The 16,404-nt window shown below is 77.0% G+C and carries 13 protein-coding genes; 7 read left to right on the forward strand and 6 right to left on the reverse strand.

The genetic code is table 11. From position 1 onward, the window contains the following. The first annotated feature begins 3 nt into the window (after nt 1–3). A complete protein-coding gene (locus WDV86_RS00450; RefSeq protein ID WP_339565620.1) occupies nt 4–1,764 on the forward strand; it encodes an FAD-binding oxidoreductase in 1,761 nt (586 codons plus the stop codon). Between the two features lie 46 nt (nt 1,765–1,810). Here WDV86_RS00450 and cydD read toward each other — a convergent pair whose 3' ends face one another. The 3 genes from cydD to WDV86_RS00465 form a co-directional block, all read right to left on the reverse strand. Next, nucleotides 1,811–5,362 carry a thiol reductant ABC exporter subunit CydD gene (gene cydD / locus WDV86_RS00455; RefSeq protein WP_339565621.1) on the reverse strand — a complete coding sequence of 1,184 codons (3,552 nt, stop codon included), beginning with the start codon at nt 5,360–5,362 and terminating at the stop codon, nt 1,811–1,813. Beyond that, the gene (cydB, locus tag WDV86_RS00460) at nt 5,359–6,384 is read right to left on the reverse strand and encodes a cytochrome d ubiquinol oxidase subunit II (RefSeq protein ID WP_339565622.1); all 1,026 of its coding nucleotides are present in this window, start codon (nt 6,382–6,384) and stop codon (nt 5,359–5,361) included. The genes cydD and cydB overlap by 4 nt, the downstream gene beginning before the upstream one ends. 73 nt (nt 6,385–6,457) lie before the next feature. Continuing rightward, on the reverse strand, nt 6,458–8,023 hold the full coding sequence (locus WDV86_RS00465) for a cytochrome ubiquinol oxidase subunit I (RefSeq protein ID WP_339565623.1): 1,566 nt from the start codon (nt 8,021–8,023) through the stop codon (nt 6,458–6,460). Between the two features lie 145 nt (nt 8,024–8,168). On the opposite strand from WDV86_RS00465, the gene WDV86_RS00470 reads away from it, so the two are divergent. Both WDV86_RS00470 and WDV86_RS00475 read left to right on the forward strand, forming a co-directional pair. After that, nucleotides 8,169–8,546, forward strand: a complete 378-nt coding sequence (locus WDV86_RS00470) for a BlaI/MecI/CopY family transcriptional regulator (RefSeq protein WP_339565624.1) — start codon at nt 8,169–8,171, stop codon at nt 8,544–8,546. 19 nt (nt 8,547–8,565) lie between these two features. Continuing rightward, the gene (locus WDV86_RS00475; RefSeq protein ID WP_339565625.1) at nt 8,566–9,504 is read left to right on the forward strand and encodes a M48 family metalloprotease; all 939 of its coding nucleotides are present in this window, start codon (nt 8,566–8,568) and stop codon (nt 9,502–9,504) included. Between the two features lie 60 nt (nt 9,505–9,564). Here the strand turns inward: WDV86_RS00475 and WDV86_RS00480 are convergent, their stop codons facing one another. Both WDV86_RS00480 and WDV86_RS00485 read right to left on the reverse strand, forming a co-directional pair. Beyond that, nucleotides 9,565–10,896: an MFS transporter gene (locus tag WDV86_RS00480; protein WP_339565626.1), complete on the reverse strand. Its 1,332-nt coding sequence runs from the start codon at nt 10,894–10,896 to the stop codon at nt 9,565–9,567. Next, entirely contained in the window at nt 10,893–11,348 is a 456-nt protein-coding gene (locus WDV86_RS00485) for a MarR family winged helix-turn-helix transcriptional regulator (RefSeq protein WP_339565627.1), read from the reverse strand. Before WDV86_RS00485 ends, WDV86_RS00480 begins: the two co-directional genes overlap by 4 nt. A gap of 68 nt (nt 11,349–11,416) precedes the next feature. Between WDV86_RS00485 and WDV86_RS00490 the strand changes: the two genes are divergently transcribed. Further along, the gene (locus WDV86_RS00490) at nt 11,417–11,716 is read left to right on the forward strand and encodes a DUF2530 domain-containing protein (protein WP_339565628.1); all 300 of its coding nucleotides are present in this window, start codon (nt 11,417–11,419) and stop codon (nt 11,714–11,716) included. Then, entirely contained in the window at nt 11,713–12,585 is an 873-nt protein-coding gene (locus tag WDV86_RS00495) for an LLM class flavin-dependent oxidoreductase (protein ID WP_339565629.1), read from the forward strand. Before WDV86_RS00490 ends, WDV86_RS00495 begins: the two co-directional genes overlap by 4 nt. A 25-nt stretch (nt 12,586–12,610) precedes the next feature. Here the strand turns inward: WDV86_RS00495 and WDV86_RS00500 are convergent, their stop codons facing one another. Then, entirely contained in the window at nt 12,611–13,894 is a 1,284-nt protein-coding gene (locus WDV86_RS00500) for an acyltransferase family protein (protein WP_339565630.1), read from the reverse strand. Between the two features lie 251 nt (nt 13,895–14,145). On the opposite strand from WDV86_RS00500, the gene WDV86_RS00505 reads away from it, so the two are divergent. Both WDV86_RS00505 and WDV86_RS00510 read left to right on the forward strand, forming a co-directional pair. Continuing rightward, nucleotides 14,146–15,780 (forward strand): peptide chain release factor 3, encoded by a 1,635-nt coding sequence (locus tag WDV86_RS00505; protein ID WP_339565631.1) that lies wholly within the window; start codon nt 14,146–14,148, stop codon nt 15,778–15,780. 175 nt (nt 15,781–15,955) lie between these two features. Continuing rightward, nucleotides 15,956–16,318, forward strand: a complete 363-nt coding sequence (locus tag WDV86_RS00510; RefSeq protein WP_339565632.1) for an SdpI family protein — start codon at nt 15,956–15,958, stop codon at nt 16,316–16,318. Nucleotides 16,319–16,404: the final 86 nt, after the last annotated feature.

Below are 16,404 nucleotides of genomic sequence, written 5' to 3' on the forward strand. Positions count from 1 at the left end.
CCCATGGACGACGACGTCGCGGCGACGCAGCACACCCCTCTCGACGCGCCCGGCCGCTCGCCGCGCACGGACCAGGCGGTCCAGGACGACGCCGAGGGCGACCACGGCGTCGCCCACATGAAGTGGTGGGGCTGGGGGCGCGAGGGCGTCGGCTTCGACCACCGCGACAAGCCGCGGCTGCGGCCCTTCGTCCTGGAGCAGGTCGACGTCGACCTCGACACCCCCGGCGGGGCGGTGCTCGACTTCGCCGACCTGCCGGTGCCGGCCAGCCGCGCGCCGCGCGAGCTCCTGGACGCCCTCGCGAGCGTCGTCGGGGCCCGCTACGTGCTGACGAGCGCGATGGAGCGTGTCGTCCACACCTACGGCAAGAGCCTCACCGACCTGCTGCGGCTGCGCGCTGGGGACCTGCCGCGCACGCCCGACGTCGTCGTCTACCCCGGCGACGAGGACGACGTGCGCGGGGTGCTCGACGCCGTCGTCGCGGCCGGCGCCGTGCTCGTGCCCTTCGGCGGCGGCAGCAGCATCTCCGGCAGCCTGCACCCGCCGGCGCAGGAGGAGCGCCCCGTCGTCTCCCTCGACCTCGGCCGGATGAACCGGGTGCTGGAGATCGACGAGGAGTCGCGCCTGGCGCGGGTCCAGGGCGGCGTCCTCGGGCCCGACCTGGAGGAGCAGCTGGGCGCGCGCGGCTTCACGATGGGCCACACGCCCGACTCCTTCACCCACTCCACCCTCGGCGGGTGGATCGCGACCCGCTCCTCGGGCGCGCAGTCGGACAAGTACGGCGACATCTCCGACCTCACGCGGGCGCTGCGGGTCGTCCAGCCGGGACGCACCGTCGTCACCCGGCCCGTGCCCAGCCAGGCGACGGGGCCGAGCGTGCGCGAGATGCTCATCGGCTCCGAGGGACGCCTCGGCGTCATCACCGAGGCGTGGGTGCAGGTGCACCGGCTGCCGGAGAAGCGGGAGATCCTCGGCTACTTCTTCCCCACCTTCGACGCGGGTGTCGCCGCGATGCGTGACATCGCCGAGAGCGACGCCGCGACGACGCTCACCCGCGTCTCCGACGCGCGCGAGACCGCGTTCTCCTTCGCCACCCGCAAGAAGAGCCGCGGCGTCTCCAAGCTCGTGAGCAAGGGCCTCATGGCGGTGCTGCGGCGCAAGGGCTGGGACCTGGAGGAGGTCTGCCTGTCCTTCGTCGGCTTCGAGGGCGGCCCGGCGTCGGTGAAGGCCGACCAGGCCGTCGTCAAGGACCTCGTCAAGCGCCACGGCGGCGTCGTCGTCGGCAAGGGACCGGGCCAGCTCTACGACCAGAAGAAGTTCGACACCCCCTACATCCGCGACTTCCTGCTCGACCGCGGCGCGCTCGCGGACGTCTCGGACACGGCGGCGAGGTGGTCGCAGCTGCTGCCGCTGTACCGGCACGTGCGCGAGGAGGCCGACCGGGCCTTCGCCCGCGTCGGGGTCAAGGGCTGGATCATGTGCCACCTCTCGCACAGCTACCACGGCGGCGCGTGCCTGTACTTCACCTTCGCCTTCCGGCAGACCAGCGACACCCCGCTCGTGGAGTACGGGGTGGTCAAGAGCGCCGTCCAGCAGGCCTTCGTGGACGCCGGCGGCACCCTCAGCCACCACCACGCCGTCGGCGTCGAGCACGCCCCGTGGCTGGCGCAGGACATCTCCCCCGCCGGCCGGGAGATGCTCGGCGAGGTCTTCGCCGCGGTGGACCCGGACGGGCAGCTCAACCCTGGGTCGGTCGTCGGCTGACGGCGGCGCAGCAGCCTGTCGGCTGCTGGGCGGGGCACCCCGGGACTCAGCCCCGGGGTGCCGCGCCGGCCAGCACGTCGGCGCCCGGCCGCCCGTCCGGACCCGGCCGGTCGGCCCCCGGCAGGTCCGGCCCCACCCGGTGGACGACGTCGACCCGGTCCAGCCCCTCGGGGCGGTGGGTGAGCAGCAGGACACCCCGGCCCGAGGCGGCGTCCATGAGGTCGGCGACGAGCGCCTGCGCCGTCTCCTCGTCGAGGCCCTCGGTGGGCTCGTCGAGCACGAGCAGCGCCGGGTCGACGAGCAGCGCCCGCGCGGCGGCGAGCCGGCGCCGCTCGCCGCCCGAGACGAGGCCCTCGCCGAGCCAGGTGTCGAGGCCGGCCGGGAGCCGGGACAGCCACGGCCCCAGCCGGACCTGCCCGAGGACGGCGACGAGCTCGGCGTCCGTCGCGGCGGGCCGCGCCAGGCGCAGGTTCTCCCGCAGGGTCGAGGCGAGCAGGTGGTCGCCGTGGTCGCCGACGACGGCCACCCGGCGGCGGACGTCGTCGCCCGCGAGGCGCGTGACGTCGACCCCGCCGAGGCGCACCTGCCCGGCGCGGGGGTCGAGCAGGCGGGTGAGGACGGCGACGAGCGTGGACTTGCCCGAGCCCGAGGGGCCGAGCAGCGCCACCCGCCCGCCCTCGGGGACCTCCAGGTCCAGCCCGCTCAGCGCGGCGGGGCGGCCCGGGTCCCAGCCGGCGACGAGGCCGCAGACCGTGAGGGCGGAGGAGGACGGCAGCGGCAGCGGCGCCGCCGGCTCGGCGACGACGGGCGCCGCCGCCGCGAGGGCGTCGAGCCGGGCCCGGGCCTGCCGGGCGCGCCGGGTGGCGAGGGCGGCGTCGACGACCTGCTGGGCGGGCTCGGTGAGCGCGAGCACGACGAGCACGAGCACGGCGGCGGCCTCGGGCCCGAGCGCGCCGGCCCGCAGCGCCGCCGCCGCGGCGACGCCGACGCCGACGACGCCCACGCCCACGCCGACGTGCCCCAGCGCCGTCGCGAGGCCGGCCCAGCGAGCGCTGCGCAGCTCGGCCGCGGCCAGCGCGGAGCTGCGGCGCGCGGGCAGCACCAGGGCCGTCCCTAGGCCGCGGGCGGCGAGCTCCTCGGCGCCGTCGAGGGTCTCGGTGACGGCGTCGACGACCCGCGCCCGCGCGAGCGCGACGGCGGCCTCGCGGTGGCCGGCGACGCGACCGGCGACGGCGGGGGCCAGGACGCCGGCGACCACCGCCCCGAGCAGGACGGCCGCCCCGGCCGCCGGGAGCGAGGCCGTGACGACGCCCAGGGCGACGAGCGCCGGCACGAGCGCGGCCAGCGCCGGCAGCCGCCCCCGCAGGAGCCCGTCGACCCGCGCGTCGACGTCGTCGACGACCCGCGTGAGCAGCGCACCGCGCCGCAGCGGCCCGGGCCCGGGGACCCGGGGGACGAGCGCGGCGTACACCTGCGCGCGCCAGGCGCCGAGCCGGGCGAAGGCCACCTCGTGGCTGACCAGCCGCTCCAGGTAGCGCAGCAGCGGCCGGGCCACCGCCGAGCCGCGGACCAGCACGACGGCCGTCGAGAGGGTCAGCACCGGCGGCAGCGCGGACGCCCGCACGAGCAGCCACGCGGCCGCCCCGGTGAGGACGAGCCCGGCGAGCCACGACGAGGCACCCAGCGCGACCGCGGTGCCCGGCCGTGCCGACGCCCGCCGCCACAGCCGGCCGGCACGTCCGCCGTCGCCCACCCGGCCGCGGACGCCCGGACGGCCCGGGGCGTCCTGGGCGGCGGCGGCGACCTGGCGCCCCGAGGGCCCCGGCGCACCCGGAGAAGGGTGCGCCGCAGCGGGGTCGGCCGGAGCGACGACGTCGACGGCGCGGTCGGCGGCGGCGAGCACCGCGCGGCGGTGGGAGACGACGACGACGGCGCAGCCGCGGTCGGCGGCCTCGCGCAGCCGGGCGACGACGAGCCGCTCGGCGTCGGCGTCGAGGTGGGCGGTCGGCTCGTCGAGCAGCAGGACGACGCGCGTGCGGGCGGCGAGGGCGAGCGCCCGGGCCAGGGCCAGGCGCTGGCGCTGCCCGGAGGACAGGCCGGCGCCGCCCTCCCCGAGCGGCGTGGCGAGGGCCTGCGGGAGGGCGGCCACCTCGGCGGCCAGCCCGACGTCGGCGAGGGCGGCCCACTGCTCCTCCTCGCTCGTGAGCGGCGCCAGGGCGTCCGCGACGGTGCGGGCGTGCGGCAGGGTCGGGCGCTGCGGCACGTGGACGACGACCGGCTCCGCGGGACCGGCCACGGCCGCCGTCCCGGCGGTGACCGGCTGCACCCCGGCGAGCACGCGCAGCGCCGTCGTCTTGCCGGCGCCGGACGGGCCGCGCAGCGCGACCACCTCCCCGCCGCCCACGGCGAGGTGCGGGAGGTCGAGGGCGTCGACGACGGCCCCGGGGTGCCGCACCCGCACGCCCGCGGCGGCGACCGAGACGGCCGCCCCGGCGGTCGTCGGCACGGGGCCGGCCGGGGCGGCGGTGTCCCCGGCCAGGACCTCCTCAACCTCGTCGACGACCGCGGTGGCGTCCGCGGCGGCGTGGTAGCGGGCGCCCACCTCGCGCAGCGGCCGGTAGGCCTCCGGCGCGAGGAGGATGACGAGCAGCGCGGGCAGCAGGTCGAGGGAGCCGGCGGCCACCCGCAGCCCCGCCTCCACGGCGACGAGGCCGACCGAGAGGGTGCCCACGAGGTCCAGCGCCGTCGAGGACAGGAACGCCAGCCGCAGCACCCGGGTGGTCTCGGCGGCCTCGCGGCGCGTCATCGCCGCGACGACGTCGACCTGCCGCTGCGCCCGCCCGAAGAGCCGCAGCGTGGGCAGGCCCTGGACGACGTCGAGGAAGTGCCCGGCCAGGCGCTGCGTCGCGGCCCAGCGCTGGCGCGCGCGCTCCTGCGTCGCCCACCCGACGAGCGCGGCGAAGAGGGGCACGAGCGGCAGCGTGAGGAGGACGACGAGCGCGGACCCCGGGTCCACCAGCAGCATCGCGACGACGACGAGCGGCGGCACCACCGCGGCCACGACGAGCGCGGGCAGGTACCCGTCGAACCACGGCCGCAGCGCGTCGACCCCACCGGTCAGGAGCGCGCCGAGCCGCCCCGGCCCGTGCTGGGCGACCCACGCCGGGCCGCGGTGCAGCGCCGCGGCGAGGACGGCGCGGCGCACCTCGTCGACGGCGACCGCTCCCGTGCGGGCGGTCAGCACGCGCTCGCCCCACGCGAGCAGCGCCCGCAGCGTCAGGGCGGCGGCGAGCAGGGCGAGCCAGCCCTCGGCCGGCACCGACGGCCGCTCCCCCGCCCGACCCGGGTCGGCGAGGGCGACCAGGGAGGTGAGCAGCCCGGCGAGGACGCCGGCGAGGGCCACCGTGAGGGCGGCCTGCAGCCCGGAGGCCAGGACGACGCCCGCCACCCACGGGCGCGCGCCCGGCGCCCGCCGCAGCAGCCGCGGGTCCAGGGGCCCGCGCGGCCTCGGCCGCGCCGTCGCGCGCGGCGCCGGCGGGCGGTCGGCGGCAGCGGCGTCCGCAGGGGGACGTGCGTCCGCACGGGCGCCGGGACTCACGTGGGCACCCGCTCGCTGGCGACCCGCTGCCGCAGCACCCAGTAGGAGAAGGCCTGGTAGCCGAGCACCCCCGGCAGCACCAGGACGCCGGCCCAGCTGATGAGGCGCAGCGTCGAGCCCGTCGCCGACGCCGACGCCAAGCTGAGGGAGTGCGCCGGGTCCAGCGTGCTGGCCAGGACGACGCCGTCGGCCAGGCCCGCGGTCAGCGCGGCCACGACCGCCGCGGCCACGACGACCCCGGCCCCCGCGAAGGCGAGGGCCTCGTGCCGGCGGGCGGCGAGGACGCCGACGACGGCGAGCACGCCGGCGGCCCCGACCGCGAGCAGGGCGGGACCGGCGCCGGAGAGCGCCCCGGCCAGCGCCGCGAGGGCGGCCCCGACCGCGCCCGCGGCAGCGACGACGACGGCCACCCGCCGCGCCCGGACCCGCAGCGGCCCCGTCGTCCGCAGGCCGATGAACGTCGCGCCCAGCAGCAGCGCCGCGAGGACGGCGGCGCCCGCCCCGACCAGCGCCGTCCACGAGGCCAGCGGTGCCAGGGTGCGGGCCAGCCCCGCGCCGAGCCCGGGCGAGGAGGTCACCTCGCCGTCCGCGCCGAGGGCGAGCCCGCGCGCGAAGACGGTGAGCAGCGCGCCGAAGAGGGCGACGACGCCGAGCGAGGTGGCGGCCAGCGCCCGGTCGCAGCGCCGGCGCCACGAGGGGCTGGAGTGCTTGCCGCGGAACTCCAGCGCGACGCCGCGCCCCGCCAGCAGCAGCAGCACGAGGACGAAGGGCAGGAACAGCCCCGACATCAGCGCGGCGTACCAGTCGGGGAAGGCCGCGAAGGTGACGCCGACCGCGGCGACCAGCCAGACCTCGTTGCCGTCCCAGAAGGGCCCGATCGTGCGGACGGCCGCCGAGCGCTCGTGGTCGTCGCGCCCGAGCAGGGGCGCCAGCGCCCCGACCCCGAAGTCGAAGCCCTCGAGGACGAAGAACAGCACCCAGCACAGCACGACGAGGCCGAACCAGACGGTCACGAGGTCCACGGGGCACTCCTCCAGCAGGCGGTGGTCGGGTCGGTAGGAGCTGGTCGGGGTCGGCCGGTTGGCGTGGTCGGCGTCAGTACGTGGGGGCCCGGGCGCCGTCGCGGCGCCGCTCGGCGCCGGTGGCGGGCAGGCCGTGGCTGCCGTCGCCGGGGTCGTCGCCCGGCCAGGGACCGGTGGGGGCGTCGTCGCCCGCGTCGTCGCGCTCGCCGGCGGCGAGCGACCCGGCGTCGAGGTCCTGGCGGACGACGTGCAGGACGAGCCGGCCCCACACGACCGCGATGAGCCCGTAGACGAGGGTGAAGGCGGCCAGCGCGGCGAGCGCCTCCCCGGCGGTGAGCCCGGGTGAGATGCCGTCCTCGGTCCGGGTGAGCCCGAAGGCGAGCCAGGGCTGGCGGGCGGTCTCGGTGAAGACCCACCCGGCCGTCCCGGCGGCGGCGGGCAGCAGGGGCAGCACCGGCAGGGCACGCAGCGCCCGCCGCACCAGCGGCCGGCGCACGGGCAGCTCGCGGCCGCGGCGGGTGGACCAGAGGTAGGCCGCGGCGACCGCGGCCGCCAGCATCCCGATGCCGATCATGGCCCGGAAGGACCAGTAGGCCAGCCACACGACGGGCACGTAGTCGCCCGGGCCGTGCTGGGCGACGTACTGGGCCTGGAGGTCGTCGATGCCCTGGACGGTCGCGCCGGGGTCGCCGACGGCGAGCACCGAGAGCAGGTACGGGACGTCGAGGCTGAAGAACGGCTCGCCCCCGCCCGGGCGGCCGACGGCGAAGAGAGAGAAGGGAGCGCCCGTCGTCGTCGTGTAGAGGGCCTCGGCCGCCGCCATCTTCATGGGCTGCACCCGGGTCATGACCTTGCCGAGGACGTCCCCCGTCAGGGCCGTGAGCACCCCGCCGGAGAGGGTCAGCCAGGCGCCGACGCGGGCGAGGGTCCCGAAGGCGAGGCGCTGCTCGTGGTCGGCCTGCCCCTCCGGCTCGCCGGGCGCACCCAGGCCGCCGGCGACCGGCACGTGCACCCACCGCCGCCACGCCCCGACCGCCAGCAGGAGCGCGCCCCCGAGCATCGCCGCTCCGGCGATGGTGTGCGGGAAGGCCGCGAGGTTGACGGGGTTGGTCATGAGCTCGGCGAAGCTGTCGAGGCGGGCACGCCCGCGCTCGGCGTCCCAGGTGTAGGCCACGGGGTTCTGCATGAAGGCGTTGGCGGCGAGGATGACGAAGGCCGAGATCAGCGTGCCGACGGCGACGACCCAGATGGTCGCGAGGTGCGCCAGCCGCGGGAGCCGCCCCCAGCCGAAGTACCAGAGGCCGAGGAACGTCGCCTCGAGGAAGAACGCGAGCATCCCCTCGATGGCCAGGACGGGCCCGAAGACGTCGCCGTAGGCGCGGGCGAAGTCGCTCCACCCGAGGCCGAACTGGAACTCCTGGACGAGCCCGGTGACGACGCCGACCGCGAAGGTGACGAGCAGCAGCTTGCCCACGAGCAGCGTGAGCCGGCGGTACCGCTCGCGCCCCGTGCGGTACCACGCGGTGTGCAGGCCGGCCGTGACGGCCGCGAGCGTGATGGACAGCGGCACGAAGAGGTAGTGGTAGATCGTCACCACCGCGAACTGCAGCCGGGTGATGTCGAGCACGTCGAGCGCCATGGCCGGTCCCGTCCCGCACGTCGTCGGTGGTGGTCGACCTCGATACTACGCCCCGTCGTACGTGTGCCGTCGTACGTGCCGGACGTACGACCATCTACGTACGACACCACGTCGTGGGCAGTCGGGATCGAGGTACCCTCGGCCCGTGGCGGGCACAGGACTGGGAGACCTCGAGCGCGAGGTCATGGCGCGGCTGTGGGCGGCCGGCGCCCCGATGACGGTGCGGCAGGTGCACGAGGACCTGGCGCCGGGCCGCTCCCTGGCGTACACGACGGTCATGACGGTGCTGGACCGCCTCGCCAAGAAGGGCGTCGTCCGGCAGGAGAAGGCCGACCGCGCCTACCGCTACGCGCCGGTGCAGACCCGCGAGGAGATGACGGCGGCCCTCATGCTCGACGCGCTGGGCGCCGCCCCCGACGGCGCGGCGCGCGACGCGGCGCTCGTGCACTTCGTCGGGCAGGTGGGGCCCGAGGGGGCGGCGGCGCTGCGCGCGGCGCTCGAGGGCACCTCCCCGGCACCCTGACCCGCCGGCAGACCCGGCCGTGACCTCCCTGGCGCTCGGCACCCTCGGCCTGGCCCTCTCCCTCCTCGTCCCGGAGGCGCTCGCCCGGGCCCGCTGGTGCGCCCGCGTCCCCCGCGCGTCGGTCGTGCTGTGGCAGGCGGTGACGCTCGCGTCGGTGCTCTCCGCGGTCGGCGTCGTGCTCGTCGGGCCCGAGGAGCTGGTGCGCGCCCTCGGCAGCGGGCCGGCGGTGGAGGCGGGCGCCCTCGTCGGGGCGCTGCTCGTGGCGGCGCTCATCACCGCGCGGCTGCTCGTCTCCCTCGCCGGGGTCATGGTGCGCTCGCGGCGTCGGCGGGCCCGGCACGCCCAGCTCGTCGACCTGCTGGACCGGGCCGAGCAGCGCACGGGCCTGCAGGCGCCGGGCGCCGCTCCCCTGCGGGTCCTCGACGGGCCGCTGCCCCTGGCCTACTGCCTGCCCGGGCGCTCCCCGCGCGTCGTCCTCAGCGGCGCCGCGCTCACCACGCTGTCGCCCCCGCAGGTGGCCGCCGTCCTCGCCCACGAGCAGGCGCACCTGCAGGCCCGGCACGACCTCGTGCTCGAGTCCTTCACGGCGGTCTACCGCGCCGTGCCCGCTCCGCTGCGCAGCCGCACGCCGCTGGACGCCGTGCACCTGCTGCTGGAGATGGCGGCCGACGACGCCGCCCGGGCCCGCTGCGGCGCCGCCCCGCTCCACGCGGCGCTGCGCGCCATGTCCACCGCGGGCGACCTGGCCGCCGGCACCGCCGACGGCTCCCGGCCCCCGAGGGCCGAGGACCGCGACCGCCGGCTCGCGCGCCTCGCCGTCCCGGCGGAGCCGACGCGGCTGCTGCGCTCGGCCGTGCTCGTCCTGGCCGTCGCCGTCCTCGTGCTGCCGACCGTCTTCCTCGTCTGGCCCTGGCTGACGCAGGCCCTCCTCGACCTCCCGGCCCTCCCCCGCCCGTGACCTGCCCCGTGACCTGCCCCGTGACCGGCCTCGTCACCGGCCCGTGACCCTGCCCGGCGCTCAGGCGGCGGTGCGGGCGGCCTTGCCGCCGTCGGCGTCCAGGGCCTCGCGGGCGGCGTCCCGCTCGGCGCGGTCGAGCGGGTTGAGCACCTGCAGGTGCGGCTGCTCGTGGAGGCGGTAGCGGATCTGCAGGGAGTCCCGGCGCGCCACCCACGCCACCGCGCCGGCGGCGACGAGCAGCGCGGCGATGCCGCCGATGTAGATCGTCCAGCGCGGACCGAGGACGTCGCCCACGAGCCCGATGAGCGGCGCCCCCACCGGCGTGCCGCCCATGAAGATCATCATGTACAGCGCCATGACGCGCCCGCGCATCGCCGGGTCGGTGGTCGACTGCACGTAGGCGTTGGCGGCCGTCATCATCGTCAGCGCGGTGAGCCCGACGGGCACCAGCGCGACGGCGAAAGACGTGTACGTCGGCATGCTGGCCGCGACGACGGCCGCCAGGCCGAAGGCGCCAGCCGCGCCGAAGACGAGCCGCAGGCGCGGCTGCTCCCGCCGGGCGGCCAGCAGCGCCCCCGTCAGCGAGCCGATGGCGATGATGGAGCCGAGGACCCCGAACTCGGCGGCTCCCCGGCCGAAGGTCTGCGTCGCCATGAGCGCCGTCGTCAGCTGGAAGTTCATCCCCAGCATCCCGATGACGCCGACGACGACGAGGATGACGACGACGTCGGGCCGGCCGCGCACGTACCGCACGCCCTCGCGCACCTGCCCCTTGCCGCGCTTGGCCGCCGGCATGGGCAGCAGCTCGCCCGTGCGCATGAGCAGCAGCGCCACCACCGTCGCGGCGAAGGACGCCGCGTTGATGAGGAACACCGGCCCGGTGCCGAAGGCGGCGATGAGCAGGCCGGCGAGCCCTGGCCCGACGAGCCGCGCCGAGTTGAAGGAGGCGCTGTTGAGGCCGACGGCGTTGGGCAGGTGGTCGGCGGGCACGAGCTGGGCGACGAAGGTCTGCCGCGCGGGGGCGTCGAACGCCGTCGTGACGCCGAGCAGCGCCGCGAGCGCGTACACGTGCCACAGCTCCGCCTGGTCGGTGACGACGAGCAGGCCCAGCACGAGCCCCCACAGGCCGGACAGGCCCTGGGTGACCATGAGCAGCCGGCGCTTGTCGACCCGGTCGGCCACCAGGCCGGCGTACGGCCCGAGCAGCAGCATGGGCAGGAACTGCAGACCGGTCGTGACGCCGACGGCGACGCCCGAGCCGGCGGTGAGCACCTGCAGCACCAGCCAGTCCTGGGCGACGCGCTGCATCCACGTGCCGACGTTGCTGACGAGCGCGCCGGCGAACCAGACGCGGTAGTTGGGGACGGCGAGGGAACGGAAGGTCGCGCTCACGGGGCGACCACCCGTCGCAGGATCTCGGCGGCCTCGGCGAGCACGGACCGCTCGTGCGGGCTCAGCGTGGCCAGGCGGCGGGTCAGCCACTGGTCGCGACGACGCCTGGTCGCACGCAGCAGGTCCTTGCCGGCGGGCGTCGTCTCGAGAAGCACCTGCCGGCGGTCACCCGGGTGCTCGCGGCGGACGACGACGCCGGCCTCCACGAGCGCGGCGAGCGTGCGCGTCATCGACGGCGGCTGCACGTGCTCGGCCTCGGCGAGCGCACCGGGCGTCGTCGGCTCGAGGTGCTCGAGCATCGCGAGGGTGGAGTACTGGCTGTCGGGCAGCGCGCCCTCGGCCTTCTCGGCGCGGATGCGGCGCACCGAGCGCATGAGCGCGACGCGCAGGTCGGCGGCGAGCGCCGAGGCGCCTGGCGCGCGGCGGGGAGGGGCGGGGGCGTGCGGTTCCATTAGTTCGCCTAACGACCTGTCCGGAGACGGCATTCCCGCCAGCGGCTCCCGCGGCTACGGTGCTCCGCATGAGGTTCGCGCGGCTGCCGATGGAGAGTCGCCCGACGCCTCCGGCTCCCCGCACCGACGACCGCCGCGCGGCCCTCGCCGGGCTCGGCGTGTGGTCGGTCGCGACGGTCGTCGTCCTCCTCCAGCGCGGCTCCCTCGCGGCCGACGACCGGGGCTGGTGGGTGTGGGCGTGCGTCGCCGGGCTGGTGCTCGGGCTCGTCGGCCTCGTCCACCTGCAGCGCCGGGAGATCGCCCGCCGCACCGCCGAGCGCCGCGCCCGGCGGGAGGCCCGGCGCGCGAGCCAGGAGGGTGCTCGATGACCGCCCTGGGCGCCGTCTTCCTGCCCCAGCTGCCGCCGGAGCGGCTCCGGGAGGTGGCGCTGGCCGCCGACACCTCGGGCCTGGACGAGCTGTGGCTGTGGGAGGACTGCTTCTTCGAGGGCGGCGTGGCCACCGCCGCCGCGGCGCTCGCGTGGACGCAGCGGGTCCGCGTCGGCATCGGGCTGCTGCCGGTGCCGCTGCGCAACGCGGCGCTGGCCGCCATGGAGATGGCCGTGCTGCACCGCACCTTCCCGGGCCGCGCCGAGGTCGCCGTCGGCCACGGCGTCCAGTCCTGGATGGGCCAGGTCGGCGCCCGCGTCGCCTCCCCGCTCACGCTGCTCGAGGAGCACCTGCTCGCGCTGCGGGCCCTGCTCGCCGGGCAGGAGGTGACGACGTCGGGCCGGTACGTGCACCTCGACGGCGTCCGGCTGGACTGGCCGCCGCCCGCCCCGGTGCGGGTGCTCACCGGCGCCGAGGGGGCCAAGACGCTGGGGCTGGCCGGACGCGCGGCCGACGGCACGGTGCTCGTCGCGGGCACGACGCCGGCGCGGCTGCGCGAGGTGCGCGCGCGGGTGGACGCCGGCCGCGAGACCGCCGGGCGCACCGACGACCACCGCGTCGTCGTCTACCTGCTCGCCGCCACCGGGCCGGACGGGCCCGAGCGCCTCGCCCGTGCACGAGAGGCCATGGCGCTGCCCGAGGGCGACGACGTCGCGGTCGCCGGGTCGCGCGAGCAGGTCGCCGACGCCGTCCGGGCGCTCGCGGCCGCCGGCGCCGACGTCGTCGTGCTGCAGCCGACGTCGGACGAGCCCGACCCGGCCGGCTTCGCGGCCTTCGCCGGCGAGCAGGTGCAGCCGCTGCTGCGGTGAGGCTCGCCGTCCCTGTCCCCGTGGGCTACCCGCGCACGCCGACCCGCCCGGCCGCGCGCCCGACCCGCCGCGAGAGCAGGTGCGCGGGGTGCTCGACGGCGCGGAAGAACAGGTCCGAGAGCACCAGCCCCCCGACGAGCCCGACGACGACGTGCACGGCCACGGGCGCGCCGGGCCACAGGGCCGCCGAGGAGACCACCACCGGCTCGTGCACGAGGTAGAGGCTGAACGAGCGCAGCGCGACCCACTGCACCCGGCGCCCCGACAGCCAGCGCACCGCCGGCGCCCAGTGCGCGGCGAGCAGCACCGCCAGGCACGCGCCGAGCAGCTGCAGCGAGAGCGCCACGCCCCGCAGCTCGTCCCGGAGCACCTCGACGCCGTCGCCGACGAGGAACAACGACGCCTCGACCGTCAGCAGCAGCACCGCGACCACCGCGACGAGGACACCCGGCGCCCAGCCGAGCCGGTGCCCGGCCACACGGGCGACGCGCCGGGCGAGGTCGACGACGCGCTCGTGCTCCAGGGCCAGGACGGCGCCGAGCGCGAACATCGTCAGGTAGGTCAGGCGGTCCATCCCGAGGGCCTCGGCGACGCCCACGACGACCAGCAGCGCGACGAGCTTCGGGGCCCACAGCCCCCGCAGCAGCACCGCCCCGAGGACGTACAGCGGCAGCAGGAGCGAGAACAGCACCTCGTAGCGCAGCGACCACAGCGGGCTGTTGAGCCAGTCGGTGCCGAGGACGAGGACGGCGTCCTGGAGCGTCGTCTGCCAGTCCTGGACCGGGGCGTGCGCGTTGTACCAGCCGCTGAGACCCGGCTGGGGTGTCCGGGGGACGAGCGCGGCGAAGGCCAGGGCGAGCACGATCGAGCCCCACACCGGCACGTAGAGGCGCAGGAGGCGCTGCGGGAAGTAGCTGCGCCAACGGATCCCTCGCCCGGTCGCGACCGGCAGCAGCAGCACGAAGCCGCTGAGCACGAAGAAGACGAAGACGGCCTGCGGGCCCGACCACAGCAGGCTCAGCGGCGTGTGGGTGATCCACCACGACGGCTGCTGCGGGCCGGCACCGGCGTCGACGTCGTCGAGCACGGGTGACAGCAGCAGCGCGTGGAAGACGACGACGACGAGCGCCGCCACCCCCCGCAGCCCGTCCAGGCCCGGGAAGCGCACCTGCTGCTGCTGGGGCGGGGCGTGCGGGCGGCGACGCCGCGCGTCCCGGGGCTCGCTGACCTGGGGCTCGCGGGCGACGGTGGGTCGCGCGACGTCGCCCTCGGGCTGCGCGGGGCGCGGGCGGTGCGGTGGTCCTGCCATGCCGTCCTCTCGGGGTCGACGACCGTCACGGAGAGTCAGTGCCAGAGATGCGGCCAGAGATGCGGCCAGAGGTGCGGGCCCCCCGACCCGTCGCCCAGCCCGACCCTCGGGTCTGCCGAGGGTCGCGCCGGAGCAGCCCCATGGTGACCCGGGATGTGCCCGTCGCGGTGAGGTCCACCCGAAGGGGGCACGGTCGTCGGCCGCCCGCGGAGCGGGAGAGGATGGGCGGGAAGGACGAGGACAGGAAGGTCATGACCACCGCGCCGACCACCACCGCACCCGCGAGCGCCCCGCCGACCGACGGCGACGACAGCCCGAGCCGCCAGGCGGCGGTCCGGCGCACGTTCGCCGTCATCAGCCACCCCGACGCGGGCAAGTCGACGCTTACCGAGGCGCTCGCCCTGCACACGGGCGCCGTCACCCGGGCCGGGCACGTCAAGGGCAAGGCGGGCCGGGCCGGCGTCGTCTCGGACTGGCAGGAGATGGAGCAGCAGCGCGGCATCTCGATCTCCTCGGCCGTGCTGCAGCTGGACCACGCCGGCCACGTGCTCAACCTCGTCGACACCCCCGGCCACGCCGACTTCTCCGAGGACACCTACCGGGTCCTCGCCGCCGTCGACTGCGCGATCATGCTCGTCGACGCCTCGCGCGGCATGGAGCGCCAGACCCGCAAGCTCTTCGACGTCTGCAAGCACCGCGGGCTGCCCGTCATCACGGTCATCAACAAGTGGGACCGGCCGGGGCGCGAGGCCCTCGACCTCATGGACGAGGTCGCGCAGGTCACCGGCATGACGCCGACCCCGCTGACGTGGCCGGTCGGCGTCGCCGGGGACTTCCGGGGGCTCGTGGACCGGCGCTCCGGCGGGTACACGCGGTACACGCGCACCCCCGGCGGTGCGACGGTCGCCGAGCAGGAGCACCTGTCCGCGCAGGACGCGCTGGCGCGCGAGGGCGAGACGTGGACGACGGCCGTCGAGGAGGCCGAGCTGCTCGCCGTCGAGAACGGCGACCACGACGAGGAGGCCTTCCTCGCCGGCCGGACGACGCCCGTCCTGTTCGCCGCCGCGGTGCTCAACTTCGGCGTCGACCACCTGCTGGCGACGCTGCTGGAGCACGCGCCCGCGCCGGGGCCCCGCCCGTCCGTCGACGGCGAGCGCCGGCCGCTGGACACGGGCTTCTCCGGGCAGGTCTTCAAGATCCAGTCGGGCACCGACCGGGCCCACCGCGACCGGGTGGCCCTCGTGCGGGTGTGCTCGGGCAAGTTCGAGCGCGGGACGCCGCTGACGATCTCCCGGACCGGCCGGACGCTCACCACCAAGCACGCCCAGCACCTGCAGGGCGCCGCGCGCACGAGCATCGAGGAGAGCTGGCCGGGCGACGTCGTCGGACTCGTCGGCGCCGCGGGCATCGAGGTCGGCGACACGCTGCACGCGCGCGGCGCCGTCACCTACCCGCCGATCCCCTCCTTCGCGCCCGAGCACTTCGTCGTCGCCAGGCCGGCGGACCTCTCGCGGAGCAAGCAGTTCCACAAGGGCATCGCCGAGCTCGACGCCGAGGGCGTCGTCCAGGTGCTGCGCTCGGACCTGCGCGGGGAGCAGGCGCCCGTGCTCGCCGCCGTCGGCCCGCTGCAGCTGGAGGTCGCGAGCCACCGGATGGCCGGCGACTTCAGCTGCCCCATCAAGACCGAGCACCTGTCCTTCAGCGTCGCCCGCCGCACCCGCCGCGAGGACGTCGCGGCCCTGACCCGCCAGCGCGGCACCGAGGTGCTCGAGCGTCGCGACGGCGACCTGCTCGCCGTCTTCACCGACGTCTGGCGGATGAACGGCGTCGTCCGCGACCTGCCCGACGTCGTCCTGGAGCCGCTCGTCGCCGACACGACGGGCTGAGGCGGTCCCCACCCACCCCTCCCGGACTTCGTCGCCTTCCTCCGCCGCCCGGGCCTCTTGGTGCGGACTTCGTAGCCCTTCTCCGCCGTCGGGGGCCTTCACGGCGGACTTCGTAGCCCTTCTCCGCCGCGTCGTCCGAGGTGTCGGTCGCCGTACCTGCTGCGAGGGTCGAGGCGTGGCCCTCGGACTCGTGACCCTCACGCTCGTCGCTGCTGCCGTCGTCCTCGTGCTGGTGCTCGCCCGGCCGGCGGCGATGGAGGCGCGGGGGCGCAACGCCTGGGTCGGCATCCGCATCCCCTCGACGATGGCGTCGGACGAGGCCTGGGTGGCCGGGCACCGCGCGGCGTGGCCGCTGCTGCGGGCCGGCTCGGTCGGCGCGCTGGTGCTCGTCGCCGGGCTCGCCGTGCTCTGGTGGACGACCGGCCGGGACGACGGTCTCCTCGCCCTCGGGGTCGTCGGCGTCACCACGCTCTGGGGCGTCGCGGTCTGCGCCTCGGCCGTGCCCGCCTCGCGGGCCGCGCGCGAGGTCGGGCCCTGACGTCACCCGCGCCCTCGACCTCGCCGTGCGCAGGCCGGGCCCCAGGACCGCGCCGGTCGCCCCACCGCGACCGCCGCCAGCGGCAC

The sequence above is a fragment of the Pseudokineococcus sp. 1T1Z-3 genome, from assembly GCF_037482365.1.
In the GTDB taxonomy this organism is placed as follows: domain Bacteria; phylum Actinomycetota; class Actinomycetes; order Actinomycetales; family Quadrisphaeraceae; genus Pseudokineococcus.